Below are 20,233 nucleotides of genomic sequence, written 5' to 3' on the forward strand. Positions count from 1 at the left end.
TTTGCCGCTTCCCCTTGGCCCAGAGGCTGCTAGGTTCATCGCGAACGGTTCAGGAGCAAGATATCTATGGCAACGGCGGCCATTGGCGAGCAGCCAAAAGGACTGGGTGTGCTTCGGGCGGCGCTTGCCAATCGCAAGACGGCCATCATGCTTGTTTTCGGCTTCGCCGCCGGCCTTCCCTATACGCTGCTGATCGGGACATTGAACGCCTGGCTGGGCGAATGGCAGATTGACCTCGCGACCATTGGCGTATTGTCCTGGATCGGCCTGGCTTATGCCTTCAAATTCCTTTGGTCGCCGCTGGTCGATCGGGTGCGATTGCCACTGCTGGAACGGCTTGGCCGGCGTCGTAGCTGGCTATTGCTGTGCCAGCTGCTGCTGAGCGCGACATTCCTGGCCATGGCCTTTTCCGATCCCCGGCTTGACCTTGGCTGGTTCGCGCTGGTCGCGGTGATCGGTGCTTTTGCGTCGGCGACGCAGGACGTCGTCATCGATGCCTGGCGCATCGACGTGGCGGACGAGAAAGCCCCCGTGGAAATCCTGTCGACCATTTACCAGTTCGGCTACCGGATCGCGGCGCTGGTTGGCGGGGCATTGGCGCTGGTGCTGTCCGAACGGATCAGCTGGCCGACGGTCTATGCGGTCATGGGCGGGTTCATGGCACTGACTATCATCGCCACGCTGATGGCCCCGGATACGCCGCGAACCGCCGAAGAAAGTGAACAGGGATGGCTTCGCCGCAAGGGGGCGGTCCTTCCCAAGTGGCGGGCCGCAGGGCTGGCGATCGTCGGCACAGGCTGGGTCTGGGCGATCTGGACCGTTGCGGCCTTCATGATCCGGGTGGTCACAGCTTCCCCCAACGACCCCAATCCACCGGCGGTGGGCGACTTCACCCGGAGCATGGGGCCGTTGATCGTTGCCGCTACAGTCATCCTACCCGCGATCGTCGCCGCGGTGTTCAACTGGATGAGCTTCCGCGCCGACATGACCCTCGACGCGGACGACGATCGGCCGGACGCCGGAGCCCGCGCCGCCGATCATGCGTATTCGGCGCTGATCCTGCCGCTCGCCGAGCTGGTCCGGAGGATCGGCTGGGGGGTGATCATCGTCCTCGGCCTGATCCTCAGCTATCGGATCACCGACAATATTTGGGGTTCGTTCGCCTTCCCCTTCTATCTTCAGGAACTGCAATACACGGGGGACGAGGTCGCCTTCGCGTCGAAGATCTTCGGCGTGTTCATGACCATGGCGGGGATCGCTCTTGGCGGCATCCTCTTCGCGACGATCGGGCGGATGCCGACCTTGCTGATCGGCGCGATCGTCGCGGCAGCGAGCAACCTTCTCTATGCTGACCTCGCCTCCGGCGCATATTACATCGACGCCTTTGCCCGGCTGTTCGCGCTCGATAGTTTCGGGCCCGACCTGCGAATGGTGCGGCTGCTGATCGCGATCTCGGGCGAAAATATCGCCGGCGGCCTCGCGGGCGCGGCATTCGTCGCCTACCTGTCGTCGATCACCTCGCGCGAATTCAGCGCGGTGCAATATGCGCTTCTATCATCGCTGACCTTCCTGATCGGCTCGCTCGGCCGGGCCGCGATCGGCGAGGCGATCGATCAGATCGGCTATGCCCCGGTATTCCGCTTCACCGCCGCCATCGGCCTGATCGCTGTGGCTTTCGTCATCCTCGAATGGGCGAGGACGGCGATGGCCGGGCGCCGCGAGGCTCCTATTCGGGAAGTGGCCCGTTGAGCGTCAGCAGCTCTCCGGCAAGGTACAGCGAACCGAATACCAGCACCCTGGCGGGCTGGCGTAGCGCCGCCATTGCGTCGGCGAGACCAACCTTGGCGCGCGCAGTACAGCCCATCGTTTCGGCAAGCTGCTCCAGCGCTTCGGGCGAGCGGCAGTCATGACCGTCGATCCCCAGCGTCAGCACTTCCTGGGCCAGCCCGCGGAACGGGCGAAGGGTTCCTGCCGCATCCTTTGACGCCAGGCTGGCAAAAACCAGTACCAGCCGCTTGCCGTCCTGCCAGTGGCGACGGGCATGGTCGGCGATCAGTCTTGCCGCTGCGGGATTGTGGCCGCCGTCGACCCATAACTCGCTTCCGCGCGGCAGCATGTCGAACATCGGGCCGGCCGTCAGCTGCTGGAGCCGCGCCGGCCATTGCGCCCAACCCATCGCCGCGGTCAGCGCCGGCGGCGGCACAGCGATCGTGGATTGGTGGCGCAGCATGGCGACCGCAAGTGCGGCGTTCATTGCCTGGTGCTTTCCAGCCAGCCGGGGCGTGGGCAGTTTCAACATTCCCTCGCGATCGCGATAGTTGATCGCGCCATGACGAAGACTTGCAGTCCAGCTCGACCCGCGCGCCTCCACCGGCGCGCCGACGGACCCGGCGATCCCGGCAACGGCCGCGGCGATGTCGGGCGGATAAAGCTGGGTCACCAGCGGCACTGCGGGCTTGGCGATGCCCGCCTTTTCGCGAGCGACGCCGACCATGTTTCTGCCGAGGAACTGCTGGTGGTCGAGGCCAAGGCTGGCGATCCCGCACACCAGTGGACGCTCGATTACATTGGTCGCATCAAGTCGACCGCCAAGCCCGACTTCCAGGATGCAGGCATCAGCCGGCGTGTCGCGGAACGCCAGGAAAGCGACCGCGACATTCACTTCGAACAGGCTGGCGCCAATCTCCTCGTTGGCGTCGAGCACTGCAGCCATCCGTCCGCCCAGTTCAACATCGTCGATCAGCGTGCCGGCAATCCGGATGCGCTCATTGTAGCGGACGAGGTGCGGGCTGGTGAAGACATGGACCCGCTTGCCCGCGGCCTCCAACGCGGCGCGAAGGAAAGCGCAGGTCGATCCCTTGCCGTTGGTGCCTGCGACATGAAGAACAGGCGGCAGCGAATCCTGCGGGCGACCAAGCCGGTCGAGCAGCGCACGGATGCGACCAAGGCCGATTTGGTCGCCATCGGCCGATTGGGCTGCCTGCCGGGCGATCAGTGCGGCGATGCGCGGATCCGACGAGCGGACCACCTCCTTCATCAGGCGGCCTTCTTGTCCTTTTCGGGCGCAAGATAATCGATCAGCCGGCCGATCCTGTCCTTCAGGACGTGGCGATGGGTGACCATGTCGATCATGCCATGTTCGAGCAGATATTCCGCGCGCTGGAAACCATCAGGCAGTTTCTCGCGGATCGTCTGCTCGATGACGCGCTGTCCGGCAAAACCGATCAGCGCGCCCGGCTCGGCAATCTGCACGTCTCCAAGCATCGCATAGCTTGCGGTGACCCCGCCCGTGGTCGGATCGGTCAGCACGACGAGATAGGGAAGACCGGCCTCGCGCAGCCGGGCCAGCGCAACGGTAGTGCGCGGCATCTGCATCAGCGACAGAATGCCTTCCTGCATCCGCGCGCCGCCGGCGGCGGTGAACAGAATATAGGGACATTGAAGTTCGATCGCCCGGGTCACGCCGGCAACGAAGGCCGCGCCCACGGCAACGCCCATCGATCCGCCCATGAAGGCGAAATTCTGCACGCCGACGACCGCCTGCCGGCTTTCGATCTTGCCGACTGCGTTGATCAGCGCGTCGCGGTCTCCGGTGGTCGAGCGCGCCGCCTTGATCCGGTCGGTGTACCGCTTGGTATCCCGGAACTTGAGCGGGTCTTCCCGAACTTCAGGACTGGGCAGAATTTCGTATTTGCGACGGTCGAACAGGGAATCGAAGCGAACCGTCGGTCCGACGCGGTCGTGATGGTCGCAGCGCGGACAGACGTAGAGATTCTCTTCCCATTCCTTGGTGAAGACCATCGACCCGCACTTCTTGCACTTGTGCCAAAGATTGTCCGCGGTCTGCCGCTTGGTCAGCGACTGGATGCCTTTGCGGACGCTGCTCAGCCAGCTCATTCAAACCTCATTTCTTGCTGCGGGCGGGAGGTAGGCGCGAAGCCGCGCCATGTCCACGCCTTGCGTTAAAGCGTGCCGGCGATATCGCGCAGCGCCGCGTCGGGGTCGGCGGCGCCGGTGATCGGCCGGCCGATCACCAGGATCGAGGCCCCGGCATCGATCGCTTCGCGCGGGGTCATCACCCGCTTCTGGTCGCCCACGGCGCTGTTCGCGGGCCGAATTCCCGGGACGACGAAATAGCCGTCCTTCCAGAAAGCGCGGGCCGCGGCCACCTCGCTTCCCGAACAGACGATGCCGTCGAGCCCGGCTTCGCGCGCCAGCTGGGCAAGGCGCTCGACCTGGCCGTGGCTCCCGCCCTTGATGCCGATGGAATCGAGGTCGGAACCGTCGAGGCTGGTCAGCACGGTTACCCCGACAACCTTGGTCCCGGCGGGCGCCGCGGCCTTGGCATCCTCCATCATCGCCCGGCCGCCCGCGGCATGAACGGTCAGCACTGCCGGGGTCACAGGCGAAAGCGCCTGGATCGACTTTGCGACAGTATTGGGAATGTCGTGGAACTTGAGGTCGAGGAAGATCGGGAGTCCCAATTCCGCCATTTCGAGGATGCCCGCGCGGCCGTTGTGGCAGAAGAATTCCAGGCCCAGCTTCAGCCCGCCGGCATGGCGCCTGACCGACGAGGCGATGGTCCGGGCGCGGTCGAGGTCCGGGGTATCGATGGCGACGAAGATCGGGCTGGTCATGCCGGCTCGTCGTCCCTGGCAGGCGGCGGCGCGACGGGAGCGACGGTGGGGCCCTGCGATAGCATCAGCTTGCGCTGCAAAGACCAGATCCGGCCGCGCATGATAAAATAGGTCGGCAGGAATCCGATCAAGAATGTCAGGAGCAGCAAGGCGGGCAACTTGATGTCGGCCTGTATCCCGCCCCACAGGCTGACCGACACGTCCGTCCAATTGCGTGTCGCGAAAATCGCCAGCGACACGGCGACGACTACCCAGAATAAGGTCTTCAAGAAGTTCATGTCTCTCCCCGGCAGGGGCTTTAGGCCGTTGCGGCCGTGCTGACCAGTCACCCGTTCGCCGCTCCCCGGCGTCGGCTCGCCGCAGGGAGATTCCGGGGGGTGTTGAGCGTTGAGTGCGCAACGGTCACAGCAGTCCTCGGGGAGGAACTGGTTCGTTGGAACGCCAGCACACGCTTGGTTTGGGCATTTTCGCGCTTTCGCTCGGAGCGATCGCGCTCGCGTCGCCATTCGGCGATTCGGAGCCGATCTCGCCGGCCGTGGCCCAGCAGGAGGCCGCAGCCGCGACGGCCCGGGCAACAGCCATGCTGGCGAAGGTCGAACCCGGTCATCGAAACCGGATCGATTATGCCAAGCTCGATGCGCGGCTTCGGCGAATGGTCGAAAAGCCGACGATGGTCGGCATGGCTGTCGGCATCGTCGAAAATGGCCGGATCACCTTCCTGTCGGGTTATGGCGAGACCGCCGAGGGATCGGGCGAGAAAGTTTCGTCGGATACGATCTTCCGCTGGGCCTCGGTGTCGAAGGGGGTCGCCTCGACCATGGTCGCCAAGCTGGAGGAGCAGGGGCGACTGAGCTTTCACCAGCCCGTCGCGACTCTTGCACCCTCGCTTCACCTGCCGGGCCGCAACGAGCAGGTGGCGACCGTCGGCGACGTGCTGAGCCATCGGCTTGGCCTTTATCGCAACGCCTTCGACAACAAGCTTGAGGAAGGTCAGGACGTCCGCGCACTGCGGGGGACGCTCGCGACCCTCAACAGCATCTGCGCACCGGGCACCTGCTGGAGTTACCAGAATGTCGCCTATGACGCGGCGTCGGAAATCTCCAGCAAGGTCACGGGCCTGAGCTATGACGAACTGGTTCGACGCGATTTGTTCGCTCCGCTCGGCATGACGTCGGCCAGCATGACACTCGAAGGGCTGACCGGCGCGAAAAGCTGGGCCCGGCCGCACAGCGTTGGTCGGCGCATCCTTACCCCGAACGACAATTATTACCGCGTCCCCGCCGCTGGCGGCGTCAACAGCAATATCAAGGACATGGCGGTGTGGATGCTGGCGCAGATGGGCCAGATGCCGGCAGTGCTAAGCCCCAAGCTGCTACGGACGATCCATGAACCTCGGGTCAAAACGCCGGGCGAACGGCGGCGCATGCGCAAATTCCTCGAACGGCTGGGCGATGCGCAATATGGCTATGGCTGGCGCAGCTACGACTATGCCGGGCACCGTCTAGTAGGCCATCGCGGCGGGGTCGACGGCTATCGCTCGCTGATCCTGTTCGATCCTGAGCGCAAGAGCGGAGTTGTCGCGCTGTGGAACAGCAACACTTCGCAGCCCGGCGGGCTGGAGTTCGAAGTCATGGACATGCTTTACGGGCTTGAGTTTCGCGACTGGATGGAACTTGACCGCGGCGGATCGGCGTCGGGTTCTAGCACTATTGCATCGGGCGCCGATCGCCGCCGTCGGGCTTAGGCCTTTAGTCTCCCTAGGACCGGACCCGCGCTTCATGGTATAAGGACTCCGTCAGGGGGAGCGCGGGCAATGCAGCCCGGCAATCAATGGAGCTGGCGATGAACCCCGCGGAGGATCGGGACTATCATCTGGAACGCGCGGCGCAGTGCCGGCGAATGGCCGAAGAGTCTGTCGACCCGGACGTGCGCCGGTTGCACGAGGAACTGGCCCAGTTCCATGAGGCCGAGGCGGAACGGGAGGAAGATTTCGCCGAACCCGATGGAGACACCGTCTAGACTTGGCGGCACGCCCTGTTTCACCCATGATGGTGGAAGAGGAGGAACGCAAATGGGAGCGAGACGGGGTTTGGCGGTTGCGACGGCCGCGCTGGCCTGGTTCGGACTGATCTTGCAGTTCGTCATCTTCGCCCAGGCCGTGGGACTTGCCACCGCCGGCTGGCGGTTCATCGGCTTCTTCACCATTTTGTCGAACTTCGCGATTGGCTGCATCGCGACCGCAATCGCGGCGGGAGGCGAGAACCGGCTGACCAGCCCGCGGGCAATGCTGATGGGCCTCACCGCGATCATCACGGTGGGCTTCGTCTACTCGCTTCTGCTGCGATCGTTATGGGACCCGCAGGGCCTTCAGAAAATCGCCGACGCGATCCTGCACGACATGACCCCGATCCTGTTCGCGCTGCTCTGGGCAATTGGACCGCATGGCGCGCTGCGCTGGACCGACCTTAAATGGGCGCTGGTCCCGCCCGCGCTCTATCTGGCCTATGCCATGACGCGCGGAGCTTTCGACGGCTGGTATCCCTATTATTTCCTCGATCCGGCGCTCCAGTCCGCCGCTGAACTGGTCACCGGGATCGGTGGCGTCCTAGCCGTCTTCGCGCTGATCGCCGCCAGCGGCATCGCCATCGACCGTCGCCTCGCGGCGCGGCGGGCGGAGGCTAGGCCGGGGTAATGAAGCTATCGAGCACCCGCTTGCGACCGGTCTTTTCAAACTCGATCTCAAGCTTGTTGCCCTCAATCGCTTCGATCTTGCCGTAACCGAACTTCCCGTGGAACACGCGCTGGCCCACGCTGACGTCGTCGCGACCCTTGTTCCCAAGGCTGACCGCTGAGGCGCGGGCCTCGACGATGCGTTGGGGCTGGCTGTTGAAATTGCCAGCAGCGCGTTTCCAGCCTGGTCCGCGGGTCGCCGACCGCATCGCCTGGGCTGGTCCCAGATGGGCGAAGGGATCGGACCGTTCGCTCCACTGAGCGCGCCATAGCGACTCGCCCCCGGTCATGGTCGTTTCCTCCTCGACATGCTCCTTCGGCAGCTCGCCGACGAAGCGTGAGGGGATGCTGCTGGTCCATTGGCCGTAGATCCGGCGGTTCGCGGCATGGAGCACGGTCGCGCGGGCGCGGGCGCGGGTGATCGCGACATAAGCGAGACGCCGTTCTTCCTCGAGGCTGGCGATCCCGCCTTCATCGAGCGCGCGCTGCGAGGGAAAGACCCCTTCTTCCCATCCGGCGAGGAACACCAGGGGAAATTCCAGACCTTTCGCGGCATGAATGGTCATGATGGTGACCTTGTCGCCGCCCTTCTGCGCGTCATTGTCCATGACCAGGCTGACATGTTCGAGGAAGGCGCCAAGGCTGTCATATTCTTCCATCGCACGGGTAAGCTCGGCGAGGTTCTCGAGCCTTCCCGCAGCCTCCGCGCTGCGTTCGGCCTGGAGCATGGCGGTATAGCCGCTCTCATCGAGGAGGATTCGTGCAAGCTCCGGATGCGGCAGGTCGGCGGCCATCTGCCGCCAGCGCGCGACATCGGCGACGAAGCGGCCAAGGCTATTGCGGGCGCGGGCCTGCAACTCATCGCTATCGAGCATCTGCGCGGCAGCAAGCAGCAGCGGCTGGCCCGATCGGCGAGCAAAGTCGTGGATGGTTGCTATCGCCTTGTCGCCAAGGCCCCGCTTCGGCTGATTGACGATCCTCTCGAACGCCAGGTCGTCGGCAGGTTGCGCGACAAGGCGGAGATAGGCGAGGGCATCGCGAATTTCGGCGCGTTCGTAAAAGCGGAAGCCGCCGACGATCTGGTAGGCCAAGCCGATCGCGATGAACCGCTCTTCGAATTCGCGGGTCTGGAACTGGGCGCGAACCAGAATCGCGCAATCGTTGAGGCGTCCGCCATGTCGGGCATGCGCCTCGATCTCCTCGCCGACCCGCCGTGCTTCCTCGGGCCCGTCCCACACACCAATCACCTTGACCCGCTCACCCTCGTCCCGGTCGGTCCACAGCGTCTTGCCGAGCCGGCCGGCATTATTGGCAATAAGGCCGGTGGCGGCGCCGAGGATGTGCGGGGTGGAGCGGTAATTCTGTTCGAGGCGGACGACCTTGGCGCCGGGAAAATCCTTTTCAAACCGAAGGATGTTCGCGACCTCCGCGCCGCGCCAGCTATAGATCGACTGGTCGTCATCGCCGACGACACAGATGTTGCGCCTGGGTTCGGCAAGCAGGCGAAGCCAGTCATACTGGCTGGCATTGGTGTCCTGATATTCGTCGACGAGGATGTAGCGGAACCGGTCGCGATATTGCTCCAGAATGTCCGTATGCGTGCGCAAGATCGTCAGCATGTGTAGCAGCAGGTCGCCGAAGTCGCAGGCGTTGAGCGTCCGCAGCCGGTCCTGGTAAGCGGCATAAAGCTCCTGTCCCCGGCCATTGGCGAACGCCTCGGACTCGGCGGCATCGATATGCGCCGGGGTCCAGCCGCGATTTTTCCACCGGTCGATCACGCCGGCAAGCTGACGTGCCGGCCAGCGTTTTTCGTCGAGGTTGGCGGCGATGATCAGCTGTTTGAGCAGGCGCAACTGGTCATCGGTATCGAGGATGGTGAAGTTCGATTGAAGGCCAACTAGTTCGGCATGGATGCGCAGCATCCGCGCCGCGACCGAGTGGAAAGTGCCGAGCCACGGGAGGCCTTCAAGCGCTCCCCCCGACAGCGCGGCGACCCGCTCCTTCATTTCCCGTGCCGCCTTGTTGGTGAAGGTCACCGCCAAAATCTGCGACGGCCAGGCGCGGCGGGTCGCAATGATGTGCGCAAGCCGCGCGGTTAGCGCCGCGGTCTTGCCGGTACCGGCACCGGCAAGCATCAAGACCGGCCCTTCGGTGGTCAGCACCGCTTCGCGCTGCGGTTGGTTCAAACCGTCGAGATAGGAAGGGTCGGGCAGTGGAGGCGAAGAGTCGGACACGCCTTCCAGCTAGGCAGATGCGAACGAAACGGCAACCTTCGGGGTTGCAGCAACCACGCGAGCAGCTAAATGACCCGGCGAATCGCCATTCTGGGTGGAGTCCCGCCGTGCGATTCCCGACTTATTCGCGATATCCCCGCTATCCACAGGCAAAGACTCGTTTTTTTCGCTTTGCGCGACTCGGAAAAGCGAGTCAGGTTCTAATTGTGATCGGGACAGAAGTCCCCGCCTCCCCGGAGGGCCGGAAACGGCAATAAGGGTCGGCAGGTGGCGGAAGGACCGATCTCCACCGGATGGCGATGAGGAGGAACTTCGGTTCCAATTCGGACCACCGGCAGAGGCGCCGGAAGAGCTGATCTTTCTGTCGCTGTTCGCGGCTCCTTCGGGAGCAAGCGACGCGAAGGGGTCAGCCCAAGAAGGGCCGCGGAGGGTCGCTGAACCTGCTTTCGGGCAGGACCACGATCGGAAGCGACGCCTGAGCTGGTGAGCCAGGATCGAAGAGCGGAGGGCCCTCGGGCCGTCAAGCTAGCGAACACCGGCAGATCCATGTCTCGGCGCAGATGGGGGCTGGCAGCAATGCCGGCCCCCATTTCTTTTGGCGCGCTCCCAGACTCAGTCCCGGTCGCCATCGATTGCAGGTCCGTTCCCCCTCAAGAAAAGGGGCGGCGGTGCTGGCAGCCCGTCGCCCCAAGGGCCCGCCGGGAACGATCAGACGGCGAGCACCATACCAACACAACGTTCGACCCGCGCGATTGCTGCGCGGCCTGGCCCGAAAAGCTTGCGATTTGGCGCTTCTGCGCGGCGCTGCGCGGCGCGGCCGCGATCCATCGTCCGGTTCCTGCCGATGACCAAAATCGGCCTCTGGCCTAGTGGTCGTCCGGCAGATAAGCCTGCTGCGACGGCAGGAGATAGGCATGGGCGGCGGGGCGGTTCGGGATAGAGCGGAAAGGGAAGCCGGCAAGGGGCCGGCGGCTAGGCGGTCGACCTGGCTGGTCCTGGCGGCCTTGATTGTCGGCCTGTTCCTGGGAACATTGTCGGCGCGTCTTGGCGACGGAATCCGTGAACCGCTGGTGACCACTGCGGCGATGGTCGGCGGGCTATGGCTCGACGCGCTGAAGATGACCGTCATCCCGCTGATCATCGCCCTCCTGATCACCGGTATCGTTTCCGGGGCCGATCATGCCCGCGCCGGCGGGATCGCCGGTCGCTCGATGTTGTGGTTCGTCGCCGTGCTGACCCTGAGCGCGCTGTTCGGACTGATCGCGACGCCGGCATTACTCGAAATCTTCCCACTCCCGACCGCTGCGGCAGAGGCGTTACGCGCCGGGCTTGCCAGCGTTGACAGCCAAGTCGCCGCTGCCTCGGTCCCGAGCCTGCGCGACTGGCTGAAGAGCTTGATTCCCACCAATCCCATCGCCGCCGCCGCCAACGACCAAGTCTTGGCGTTGGTGGTATTCACCGCAATTTTCGCCTTTGCAGTGACCCGCATCGAAACCGAAGGCCGGCAGGCGATCGGCCGCTTTTTCAAGGCGGTTCAGGACGCCATGCTGGTGGTCGTCGGCTGGGTCTTGTGGCTGGCGCCTGCCGGCGTGCTGGGGCTGGCATTCGCGGTTGGCGCGGGCGCCGGAGGGTCGGCGTTCGGAGCGGTGGTTCACTATGTGCTAATCGTCACGGCGATCGGCATCGCCGTCATGTTGGCAGCCTATGTCATCGCCGTCATCTTCGCCCGGTGGCGGCCGGGTGACTTTGCCCGGGCGATGATCCCGCCGCAGGCCGTCGCCATTTCGACCCAGTCGAGCCTCGCTTCACTGCCGGCGATGCTGCAGGCATCCCGGCGGCTCGGCCTTCCGCAGCGCAACGCCGACGTCAGCCTGCCGCTTGCGGTCGCGCTGTTTCGGGCGACTGGACCGGCGATGAACATCGCAGTGGCAATTTACGTCGCCCACTGGGTGGGCGTGGAACTGAGCGCCGGCAACCTCATCGCCGGTTTCGCGGTCGCGTCGGTCGCAAGCTATTGGGCGGTCAGCCTGCCCGGCGCCCTGTCCTTTGTCACGTCTATCGCGCCGATCGCGTTGGCGATGGGCGTGCCAATCGAGCCACTGGCGCTTCTGATCGCCGTCGAAGTCATCCCCGACATATTTCGCACGCTGGGCAATGTGACAATGGACGTCGCTGTGTCGGGCGCGGTCGCCAAGGGCGAGCGCGACTGACCGCCGTTCGTCGTCCCTGCAGGTATGTTCGTTACAGGGGCGCGGCGTTGGTCGACACTGGCCAAGGCCCGGTCGATGGCCGGGTGCATTGCCCGATCGTCCGGGCAAAAAGGAAGATGCGACGCGGGGAGGGGAGACCCCTGACATCCCGACCCTCTTACGCGTCGCAACCCTTCACAATCATGAAGGCGGCCAGGTCGCCGCAGGGTCAGCGGCCGGCGATCGCTCGCACTTGGTCGGCGTAGAGACGGCCGACCGGCTGTTCGTTGCCGTCAGCAAGACGTGCGATCCAGCGTCCCGAGGAGTTCCGGCTGAACCCGGCGATGAAGTCGCGCCGCACGATCGCCGAGCGGTGGAGCCGAACGAATAATTCCGGGCTCAGCCCTTCTTCGAGCGCGGTCATCGAATGATGGATCAGCCAACTGCGCTTACCGACATGGAGCCGCATATAGTCGCGCTCCGCCGTCACCCGGTCGATGTCGCATGCCGAAATCCGGACCAGTCCCGAAAGGTCGGAGGCCCAGAACTCCTCCAGCCAGGGCGAAGTGTCCGGTGCGGCCGTTGGTGGGGGCTGCTGGGCACGGCTATCGAGATAGGCGCGCGCGCGCTCGATCGAGCGGCCTAGCCGATCCGCATCGACCGGCTTCATCAGATAGTCGATCGCCGCCACGTCAAAGGCCGCGACCGCGAACTGGTCGAAGGCCGTGACGAAGACGACGGCCGGTGATTGCGCCTGCCGCGAAAGGGCGCGAGCAACCTCGATCCCGTCGAGGCCGGGCATGGCGATATCGAGCAGCACCAGGTCGGGCTGAAGCGCCTCGGCCATGCGCACAGCGCTTTCGCCGTCATGCGCGGTGCCAACCAGGTTCACGCCTTCAAGCCTGGCCAGCAGCATCTGCAATCGCTCGGCCGCGAGCGGCTCGTCGTCGGCGATCAGGATCTTGAGGAGCGTATCAGTCATCTTCCTCCAGGGGCATTGCGATCGAAACCTTGTACCCGCCAGGAATGGGACCAAAACGGCAATCGGCGCTAGTACCGAAATGCGCTTCGAGCCGCTGACAGACGTTGGACAGCCCAAGTCCGGTTCCCGCGTGAGCAGGCACCGCCTTCGAGCCGCTGCTTTTCCCGGCTTCGCGGTTGACGATATCGAGCTGCATCCGGCCACCGTCGAGCGGGCGTGCCTCGATCGAAAGCTCGATCCGCTTGGTCGTCGCCGACACGCCATATTTTATCGCATTTTCAACGATCGGCTGAAGGATCAGTGCGGGGACCCGCGCTTCGCGAAGCTCTGCAGGAATATCGATGTGGACGGTCAGCCGGTCCGGGAAGCGGACCTTCTCGATGTCGAGATAGAGGCGCTGGAGGGCGATTTCCTCGGCTAGGCTGACATCGGCCGACGGATCGATCGACAGGCTGGTACGGAAGAAGGTCGACAGCGCCATGAGCATTTCCTCGGCGCGGTCGGCGCGCCCGGACATAACCAGTGACGACAGGCTGTTGAGCGTATTGAATAGGAAGTGCGGATTGACCTGGTAACGGAGCGCCCGGACTTGCGCCGCATGGGCCGCGGTCTCGGCTTCGGCTAGCCGCAGCTCGGTGACGCGGGTGCGATGCTGCTGGGTCATGGCGATGAAAAAGGCGCACCAAGCGGCCAGGAGGAAATACCAGGTAACTGTGCCATCGGCGATCAGGCGCGGCATTTTCGATGCAATGATCTGGTGGACGGGCGGAAGGTTGACCTCCATTTCGGCGCCGTCCTGCTTGACGATGCGCACGTTGCTGCCGCGCTGGACGATGGCGATGCCTTCCTGCGTGGTGATCCGCGACGGCGGTCCCATCGGGTCGGGCTGCGTAGCCATCCGGAGGCTCGCGACGGACATGACCACCGCTGCAGGAAGCGCAGCTGTCGCCGCGACCAGTGCCATTCGCCGGATACTGCCTTCCCTCGCGAAAAAGCGGATCGCGGCATAAATCAGGAAGGTCAGGACCAGGCCGATCGCGGCATTGATCGCGCGATAGCCGATCGCCGACGCCGCTTCGGGGCCAAACAGGCCCCGCAACAGCACGGTGACGAGGTAGAAAGACCAAAAGCCGATGATCGACTGCGCGGCGAGCCGCCAGTCTGCAAACCGCCCTTGCGCGGAGAAAGGGGAAATCAATGCCATTGCCAGTCTCATTAGGGAGTGTTTGCCAGTTTTCACAATTGGCCGCTGGTCCATTGGCAGACCGCTGGACACCCCCGGTCGAACAATGTCGATGATTTTCGCTGGAACGTGCGGCGCAAGTGTCCGTTTTGGAAAGTGAAAAGCGAACTGGAGAGCGTGGCAGATGATCGACCGAAAAGACGAAAAGCCGACCTCGACGACCCTGTCGGACGACCCGAGCCGGGAGCTGGAACTCAAGGTGAAGAAGAATCCGCAGGACAGTGACGCCAAGGTAGACCTTGGCAGTGACGAATCGATGGATGCGTCCGATCCCAGCTCCGCGACGCAGCCATCGTCTTCCGAACCGGCGCCTTCTTCGGGTTTTCCCGATTGATTTTTCTGGGGATTATTTTCTCGGGTCCCCGAAAACCTTGGGACAACGTGCCCTGAAGAACACAGCCGCCGCAAAGTTGGCGGCTTGGTGAGAATTTCATGTTGCGGGCCGGACTCGCCTCTGATTCAATCATGAATGGGGGGTGGGATTACGGTTAAGCCATTGGAAACCCAATTGGCCGCATGATCCAACCCAGGGCAAAAGGAGTTGGATCATGACGACCAGGACGAGCCAGCCTGCCGGTGGTGCGCTGCTCATTTCGGAAATGAAGGAATTCGCTTCCTTCCCGAAAGCCACGCAGCGTTACATTCGCCGTTCGCTCGACGTCGCTTATGGTCGCTCCGACCCGACCGTCATCTGGGCTCGGGACGACGTCGAGGTCGCCGCGATCGCAGCGCAGGCGCGCTTCTACAAGCAGGTCGATCATCTGCGGATGCAGATTCCGGACGATAGCGGCCTCGACATGATCGAGCCGTTCCTCGGGATGCTGGTCACGCTCGCCGCCTTCGACCTCGGCCAGGACCGGCTGCAGAATTTCGCCTCGTTCCGCTTCCTCTATGAGCGGTTGCTGGGCGCGGGGGTTCGTCCCTGGCTGCCGGCGGCGTTTTGTGCTGCCGCGGCCTTGCCGCACCTTCACCCCGATCGCCGCCGCACGCTGCTTCAGTCGATCAGCGAGAATGCGGCGACTGCGCCGGGCTGGTCGACCCGCGAACCGGTGTTCTGGCCGGAATGGGTCGAGAAGGTCGACGTCGCCGCTGCCGCTTAGGCCGGCGCCTTCACCGAAGGATAGATTTCCGCAAGCTGCCGGAGACTGTCGCTCGCGCTGACATGATGAATGAAGGTGCCGCCGGCATTTGCCCATGCGTCGCGATGCGTTGCGCGGTCATCGACGAGAACGTCGCGCCCGGTCATGTGACGAAATTTGTCGCGCGCCATGCAGGTGATAATCCGCGTTCCGGGAAAATGGGTCGCGGCCCACCGCTGTTTCTGCGGCGCAGCCCAATTGCCGAGCGGAAGGCCGGTGAGAATAATGGGATCCAGATGGGCGACCGCGTCGAACAGCTCGGCGGCGTCCGGCAACGGGTCCAATGTTCCGTAGAAATCGGGGGCGCGCGCGATCCGGCGCCAGAATTCCCGCTTTCCATGACGCGCCTCGAAAGCCGCCGGGCTCATTCCGAGGAGCGCGCGCGCGCCGCCTTCAAAGTCCGCCAGCACGCCGTCGCAGTCAAGGAACAGCTGTGACATCAGAAGCGTGCCGGCTCGATGCGGATCGGGATTGGGCGGTCGATCGGCTGCCAGCCATTCTCCTTCAGCAGGTTATTGCTCTCGCGTGCCTGTCGCTTGGACCGGTCGAGCGACCAGGTGATGTGAAAGGTTGACCCGTCGGGACGGTCCGTCGTTCCATCCACCGACACCACCAGGCATTCAAGGCTGTCGCCGTCGTCAGCCCGGCCGACAACTTGCGCGTCGACCTCTGGCGGCAGATCGGCGCCTCGAGGCTGACGGGCGAGCGTTACATGGTCGGCATCGGTGTCGGCGTATTGCGGCGGAAAGAGAGCAAGGAGTTTCGCCCGATCATCGCGATCGAGCTTCCAGCCAGTAACGGACCCACGGCTTGCCATCCGGGATAAATGGCCACGCGCGGCTCAGGTTCCGAGGCGCGCAACCAGATCGGCGGCAAATTCGCCGAGCGTATCGTCCCGCGCGCCGAGGATGGCGATCGTGTCGCCGGGCAGCGCCTCGCCCATCAGCCGCTCGCCGATGCCGGCGCGCTCCGCGACATGCTCGGCCTGGCCGCCCGCCTCACGGATCGCGGCTGCGAGCCATTCAGAACCGCGCGACCTCTCGACCGTCCCGCCCTGATAGACCGGGTCGGGCAGATAGAGCCGGTCGCCGTCGCGAAGCCCCTTGGCGAAGGTCGCGGCCAGCTCCTCGCCCATCTTGGCGAGCGGACCGTATCCATGCGGCTGGAACATCGCCAGCAGGCGTCCCGGACGCGCGGTCAGGGTCGCCAGCGTCGCGGCGATCTTATCCGGGTTATGGGCAAAATCGTCGATCACCGTGACGCCGCGGGCGACGCCGACGGTTTCCAGCCGCCGTTTCAGCCCGGCAAAGCGGGTCAGCGCGGCGCCGGCTTCGCCCAGCGGGATGCCGATCGCATGAACCGCCGCAAGCGCCGCCAGCGCGTTCATGGCATTGTGGCGTCCGGGAACCGGCAGGTCGACCTGATGCTCTTCGCCCTCCAGGCTGACCGAGAAGCTGACGCCGTCAGGCTTCAACTGCAGCTTGCGCGCCTTGAGCATGGCGCCGGGATGATCGAAGCCGAAACCGACCAGCCGGTTCGCCGGCAGCGAATCGGCGATGATCCGGCTTTCGGGATCGTCGAGGTTGACCGCCGCCCGGTCGGCCGCCGCGAGGAAACTGCCGAACAGTGTCCGCAGCTCGTCCATTTCCTTATGGTCGAGGCTGATGTTGCCCAACACCGCGACGGTCGGCCGGTAGAGCGCGATCGAACCGTCGCTCTCGTCGACCTCGCTGACGAACAGCTCGGGATCGCCGACCAGCGCCGAGGCAAAGGGCGCCTGAGGCGAAACGAAATTCTTCATCACCGCGCCGTTCATCACCGTCGGTTGGTGATTGAGGGCATGAAGGATCCAGGCGATCATGCCGGTGACCGTCGACTTGCCGCTGGTCCCGCCGACCGCGATGCTGCGCTGTGCATTGTTGAGCAAGCGGGCGAGCAACTGCGGCCTGGTGACATGCTCCAGTCGCAATTCGCGGGAGCGCACTACGTCCGGAATGGTTGGCTCGACCGCTGCCGAAGTGACTAGCGTCATGCCGGATGCCACTCCCGAACCGTCCTGTGGCGAGAGGCCGATGCCGAGAGAGGCAAGATAATCGAATTTCGAGGCCAGCCGACCGGCGTCGAGCGACCGATCGGAACCGGACACGCGGGCACCTTGGGCGCGAAGAATGGCGGCAAGGGGCAGCATCCCGCTGCCGCCGATTCCGCAAAAGAAATAATGATCAGTCATGGGCGCGATGGCCTAGGCGGGCGCGCGGGCTTGTGCAATTCACCTTACCGATGAAGATCGCCGTCGTTGCGCCGAGTTGCACGCTCAGGCCCGAAGCCGCCGAAGCGGTGGCCGCAATCGCCGCGGCCCGCGGCGATGCCGAACTGGCCATCCATCCCCAATGCTTCCTGTCCGAAGGGCATTTTGCCGGATGCGACGAAGCCCGGCTGGCCGCGCTGCGCGAGATGATGGCCGACGATAGTGTCGACGCGATATGGTTCGCGCGCGGCGGTTATGGATCCAATCGCATTGCCGAGGCCGCCGTCAGGAATTTGCCCTCAGCTGCTCGGGCCAAGACCTATCTGGGCTATAGCGACGCCGGCTTTCTTCTGGCGGCATTTGACCGGGCCGGCCTGTCCGTCGCCCATGGGCCGATGGTCCAAGACATCATGCGCAGCGGAGGGGAGGCCGCGATTCACCGCGCACTCGACTGGCTCGTCCGCCGCGATTCTGCCGCGCTGGAGCCCAAACTGGCCGCGGGACGGCGGGCAATGGCCTTTAACCTGACCGTACTGTCGCATTTGCTGGGCAGCGCAATCGAGCCCGATTTTAATGGTGCCGAACTGATCATCGAGGATGTCGCCGAACATGAATATCGGGTCGATCGGGCAATGTTCCATGTCACCGCCAACCCCGCGGTCCAGCGCGCCGCGTCACTAAGAATGGGGAGAATTAGCGAAATTCCGGACAATGATCCGGCTTTCGGTCGCGACGCGGAGGCAATCGTCAGCGACTGGTGCGCGCGGCATGGAATCCCCTTCGCCGGCCACGCCGACGTCGGCCATGACGCCTCCAATCGGGTGGTTCCATTCGACCTTGCCCGAAATTAACCAATTTGATCGCACTCCCCCCCTTGCAACCAAGGGGAATCGCGTCCTATCGTTTCTTTAGAACAACAGGAGGGCCTCATGGCAAAAGCATCGAGCGGGACTGGTCGTAAAGCAGGGGGCGGTCTTGCCCGTCCGGTGACCCCGTCGTCGGACCTCGCCGCGATCGTGGGTTCAAACCCGCTGCCGCGTAGCGAAGTCGTTTCGAAGGTGTGGGATCACATTCGTAAGAACAATTTGCAAAACCCGAATAACAAGCGGGAAATCCTTGCCGACGACAAACTGAAGAAGGTCTTCGGAACCGACAAGTGCACCATGTTCGAAATGAACAAGCATCTGTCCAAGCATCTTAGCTAGTTCGCTCGCCGCCTCTAGCCGCGGCAAGCGAATGAGAGGGGTTCCGGCATCGCCGGGACCCCTTTTGCTTGGCCGCGCGATTCGCGCCTAGCTGCAGCGGCGCCAACCGCTGGCGCCGCGGCCCGCCTGATCGAGGTGGAAATGATCGGCATGAGCGTCATTATATTCCGGCGACAGCACGGTTGCGAACAGGTCGCAGGCGCCGTCGCGGACCTCGCGCAGGAAAGCGCCAGCAGCGCCGCGTTCGTTCCAATCGTCCAACACCGATATCCGCCGGCCGTCGGCCAGCCGGAAACCGGTGATGTCGACCGCGTCGGCGGTGGCATGTTCGCTGAACCGGCCTTCGCTGCGGCCGTAGATGCGGCGGCAGCTATAGCTTCCGGCATGGTCGATCGTAGCGATGGCGGCGCCGAAATGGCGCCGCGCGGCAGGCCCGACTACGTCGCGCTCCCACAGCTTCAGCGCGGCGACCACTGGGCATGCGGCGACCAGTCCCGACGGCCGGTATTTCGGTCCCGATAGCGCATCGACGCGAACCCCGTCACTGACCCGGCACTGCGGATTTGCGACACTGCCGAGCAGTTGCCGGGGGACGTCGCCAAGAAGCGCGAAACAGCGATCGGGCGCGCCGGTCAGCGCGGCGAGCTTGCGGGCCGTGAACGGGCCGATCGGATCGGCAAGCGACAATGGGGTCCAAGGAAATTGTTCGGGATGTTCCCGCAGGAGCCGCTGATATTCCGTCCATCCGGCCAGCACCGCTGCAGCGAGCACCAGCAGCAGCAGCAGCCAGCATCCCCACCGCCGGCCTTGGCGCCTAGGCACGGAATGCGGTGGCAAGCGGTTCGGAGGTTACCGGATATCCACGGTCGGCGGGGATGCACACGTGCGGCTCGCCGCCGATTTCCGCCACCCAAGGAATGATCGTGTCGAGCGGATGAGCCTCGGCGTTCCTGCAGGCCGCGGCGAAATCCACTTGCGCCGCCAGCCGTTCGAGATTGCGCTTGGTCGGAAAAATCGCGCTGGCTTCCGCCCGCTCGATGCGGGCGAGAAGCTCGGCCGGACTGGCCCATTCGGCCATGACGCATTCGCCTGGCTGCGGAAGCGGGGTCCAGGCGCCCGGCGGCGCGGGTGCAAGGTAGAATAGCGTGTCGAATTTTCGCGGCTGCTTGAAGGCGGGCATCCAGCGCGCGAAGGGCACCAGCTTGAGCGGGTCGAGGGTCAGGCCCGCTTCCGCCAGCATCGTCTCGAAGCTGGCGCCGCCGAGCAGCGCCTGCTGCAATTGCGCGCCGAGCGCGGGATCGACCGGCTCGGTCATGGCCGGGACAACCGCCGTTTCCTCGATCGTTTCGCGGATCGCGGTGATGCGGGCGGCCTCCCCCGCGATCCCCAACCTTTCGGCGAAGGCATGGTCGGCTTCGTCGACCCGTCCGCCGGGAAAAACGAGTGCTCCTGCCGCGAAGGCCATCCGTTGCGACCGCTCGACTACCAATATCTCAGGCGTCAGGCCGGGTTGGTCACGCCACAGCACAAGCGTGGCGGCTGGAATTGCGTCATCGGCCATGGCGAAAGCTCCTAACGGTGCTTGGCCCATGAAAAAAGGGCCGGCAGCGCGAAGCTGCCGACCCT

General features: G+C 64.4%; 21 protein-coding genes. 9 read left to right on the forward strand and 12 right to left on the reverse strand.

Annotation, left to right across the window (positions count from 1 at the left end):
• Window positions 1-66: 66 nt before the first annotated feature.
• A complete protein-coding gene (locus tag FMM02_RS08775; RefSeq protein ID WP_147494490.1) occupies window positions 67-1,749 on the forward strand; it encodes an AmpG family muropeptide MFS transporter in 1,683 nt (560 codons plus the stop codon).
• Here FMM02_RS08775 and FMM02_RS08780 read toward each other — a convergent pair.
• The 4 genes from FMM02_RS08780 to FMM02_RS08795 all read right to left on the reverse strand — a co-directional run bounded on the left by FMM02_RS08780 (window position 1,727) and on the right by FMM02_RS08795 (window position 4,915).
• Entirely contained in the window at window positions 1,727-3,037 is a 1,311-nt protein-coding gene (locus tag FMM02_RS08780; protein WP_147494491.1) for a bifunctional folylpolyglutamate synthase/dihydrofolate synthase, read from the reverse strand. The genes FMM02_RS08775 and FMM02_RS08780 overlap by 23 nt on opposite strands.
• Window positions 3,037-3,897, reverse strand: a complete 861-nt coding sequence (gene accD, locus FMM02_RS08785) for an acetyl-CoA carboxylase, carboxyltransferase subunit beta (RefSeq protein WP_147494492.1) — start codon at window positions 3,895-3,897, stop codon at window positions 3,037-3,039. The genes FMM02_RS08780 and accD overlap by 1 nt, the downstream gene beginning before the upstream one ends.
• Before the next feature lie 65 nt (window positions 3,898-3,962).
• Window positions 3,963-4,637, reverse strand: coding sequence for an orotidine-5'-phosphate decarboxylase (gene pyrF, locus FMM02_RS08790; RefSeq protein ID WP_147494493.1), 675 nt, complete (start codon window positions 4,635-4,637; stop codon window positions 3,963-3,965).
• Entirely contained in the window at window positions 4,634-4,915 is a 282-nt protein-coding gene (locus FMM02_RS08795; RefSeq protein WP_147494494.1) for a DUF1049 domain-containing protein, read from the reverse strand. Before FMM02_RS08795 ends, pyrF begins: the two co-directional genes overlap by 4 nt.
• A gap of 155 nt (window positions 4,916-5,070) precedes the next feature.
• Between FMM02_RS08795 and FMM02_RS08800 the strand changes: the two genes are divergently transcribed.
• The 3 genes from FMM02_RS08800 (at window position 5,071) to FMM02_RS08805 (ending at window position 7,329) form a co-directional block, all read left to right on the forward strand.
• Entirely contained in the window at window positions 5,071-6,381 is a 1,311-nt protein-coding gene (locus tag FMM02_RS08800; protein WP_147494495.1) for a serine hydrolase domain-containing protein, read from the forward strand.
• A gap of 98 nt (window positions 6,382-6,479) precedes the next feature.
• Window positions 6,480-6,656: a hypothetical protein gene (locus FMM02_RS11215; RefSeq protein WP_187107749.1), complete on the forward strand. Its 177-nt coding sequence runs from the start codon at window positions 6,480-6,482 to the stop codon at window positions 6,654-6,656.
• A 52-nt stretch (window positions 6,657-6,708) separates the two neighbouring features.
• Complete coding sequence (locus tag FMM02_RS08805) at window positions 6,709-7,329, forward strand: Pr6Pr family membrane protein (protein ID WP_147494496.1); 621 nt, start codon at window positions 6,709-6,711, stop codon at window positions 7,327-7,329.
• Here the strand turns inward: FMM02_RS08805 and FMM02_RS08810 are convergent.
• Window positions 7,316-9,601: an ATP-dependent helicase gene (locus tag FMM02_RS08810; RefSeq protein ID WP_147494497.1), complete on the reverse strand. Its 2,286-nt coding sequence runs from the start codon at window positions 9,599-9,601 to the stop codon at window positions 7,316-7,318. The two genes, FMM02_RS08805 and FMM02_RS08810, sit on opposite strands and share 14 nt — an antisense overlap.
• A gap of 914 nt (window positions 9,602-10,515) precedes the next feature.
• Here FMM02_RS08810 and FMM02_RS08815 point away from each other — a divergent pair.
• Window positions 10,516-11,811 (forward strand): dicarboxylate/amino acid:cation symporter, encoded by a 1,296-nt coding sequence (locus FMM02_RS08815; RefSeq protein ID WP_147494498.1) that lies wholly within the window; start codon window positions 10,516-10,518, stop codon window positions 11,809-11,811.
• 208 nt (window positions 11,812-12,019) lie between these two features.
• Here the strand turns inward: FMM02_RS08815 and FMM02_RS08820 are convergent, their stop codons facing one another.
• Together FMM02_RS08820 and FMM02_RS08825 are read right to left on the reverse strand one after the other, a co-directional pair.
• Window positions 12,020-12,772, reverse strand: coding sequence for a LytR/AlgR family response regulator transcription factor (locus tag FMM02_RS08820; RefSeq protein ID WP_147494499.1), 753 nt, complete (start codon window positions 12,770-12,772; stop codon window positions 12,020-12,022).
• Window positions 12,765-13,976: a sensor histidine kinase gene (locus tag FMM02_RS08825; protein WP_187107750.1), complete on the reverse strand. Its 1,212-nt coding sequence runs from the start codon at window positions 13,974-13,976 to the stop codon at window positions 12,765-12,767. The genes FMM02_RS08820 and FMM02_RS08825 overlap by 8 nt, the downstream gene beginning before the upstream one ends.
• Before the next feature lie 163 nt (window positions 13,977-14,139).
• Between FMM02_RS08825 and FMM02_RS08830 the strand changes: the two genes are divergently transcribed.
• Window positions 14,140-14,349 (forward strand): hypothetical protein, encoded by a 210-nt coding sequence (locus tag FMM02_RS08830; RefSeq protein WP_147494501.1) that lies wholly within the window; start codon window positions 14,140-14,142, stop codon window positions 14,347-14,349.
• 214 nt (window positions 14,350-14,563) lie between these two features.
• Window positions 14,564-15,115, forward strand: a complete 552-nt coding sequence (locus FMM02_RS08835) for a hypothetical protein (protein ID WP_147494502.1) — start codon at window positions 14,564-14,566, stop codon at window positions 15,113-15,115.
• Here the strand turns inward: FMM02_RS08835 and FMM02_RS08840 are convergent.
• The 3 genes from FMM02_RS08840 to FMM02_RS08850 are packed head-to-tail and all read right to left on the reverse strand — an operon-like array spanning window position 15,112 to window position 17,384.
• The gene (locus FMM02_RS08840) at window positions 15,112-15,594 is read right to left on the reverse strand and encodes a 5' nucleotidase, NT5C type (RefSeq protein ID WP_147494503.1); all 483 of its coding nucleotides are present in this window, start codon (window positions 15,592-15,594) and stop codon (window positions 15,112-15,114) included. The two genes, FMM02_RS08835 and FMM02_RS08840, sit on opposite strands and share 4 nt — an antisense overlap.
• Complete coding sequence (locus FMM02_RS08845; RefSeq protein ID WP_147494504.1) at window positions 15,594-15,971, reverse strand: hypothetical protein; 378 nt, start codon at window positions 15,969-15,971, stop codon at window positions 15,594-15,596. The genes FMM02_RS08840 and FMM02_RS08845 overlap by 1 nt, the downstream gene beginning before the upstream one ends.
• 24 nt (window positions 15,972-15,995) lie before the next feature.
• Window positions 15,996-17,384 carry a Mur ligase family protein gene (locus FMM02_RS08850; RefSeq protein ID WP_147494505.1) on the reverse strand — a complete coding sequence of 463 codons (1,389 nt, stop codon included), beginning with the start codon at window positions 17,382-17,384 and terminating at the stop codon, window positions 15,996-15,998.
• A gap of 50 nt (window positions 17,385-17,434) precedes the next feature.
• Here FMM02_RS08850 and FMM02_RS08855 point away from each other — a divergent pair, with 50 nt between their 5' ends.
• Together FMM02_RS08855 and FMM02_RS08860 are read left to right on the forward strand one after the other, a co-directional pair.
• Window positions 17,435-18,253 carry an LD-carboxypeptidase gene (locus tag FMM02_RS08855; protein WP_147494506.1) on the forward strand — a complete coding sequence of 273 codons (819 nt, stop codon included), beginning with the start codon at window positions 17,435-17,437 and terminating at the stop codon, window positions 18,251-18,253.
• Between the two features lie 78 nt (window positions 18,254-18,331).
• Window positions 18,332-18,607, forward strand: a complete 276-nt coding sequence (locus tag FMM02_RS08860; protein WP_119533265.1) for an SWIB/MDM2 domain-containing protein — start codon at window positions 18,332-18,334, stop codon at window positions 18,605-18,607.
• An 87-nt stretch (window positions 18,608-18,694) separates the two neighbouring features.
• On the opposite strand, the gene FMM02_RS08865 is transcribed toward FMM02_RS08860, so the two are convergent.
• On the reverse strand, window positions 18,695-19,429 hold the full coding sequence (locus FMM02_RS08865; protein WP_147494507.1) for an extensin-like domain-containing protein: 735 nt from the start codon (window positions 19,427-19,429) through the stop codon (window positions 18,695-18,697).
• Window positions 19,422-20,168 carry an NUDIX hydrolase gene (locus FMM02_RS08870; RefSeq protein WP_147494508.1) on the reverse strand — a complete coding sequence of 249 codons (747 nt, stop codon included), beginning with the start codon at window positions 20,166-20,168 and terminating at the stop codon, window positions 19,422-19,424. Before FMM02_RS08870 ends, FMM02_RS08865 begins: the two co-directional genes overlap by 8 nt.
• Window positions 20,169-20,233: the final 65 nt, after the last annotated feature.

Source organism: Sphingomonas xanthus (genome assembly GCF_007998985.1).
GTDB classification, from domain to species: domain Bacteria; phylum Pseudomonadota; class Alphaproteobacteria; order Sphingomonadales; family Sphingomonadaceae; genus Sphingomicrobium; species Sphingomicrobium xanthum.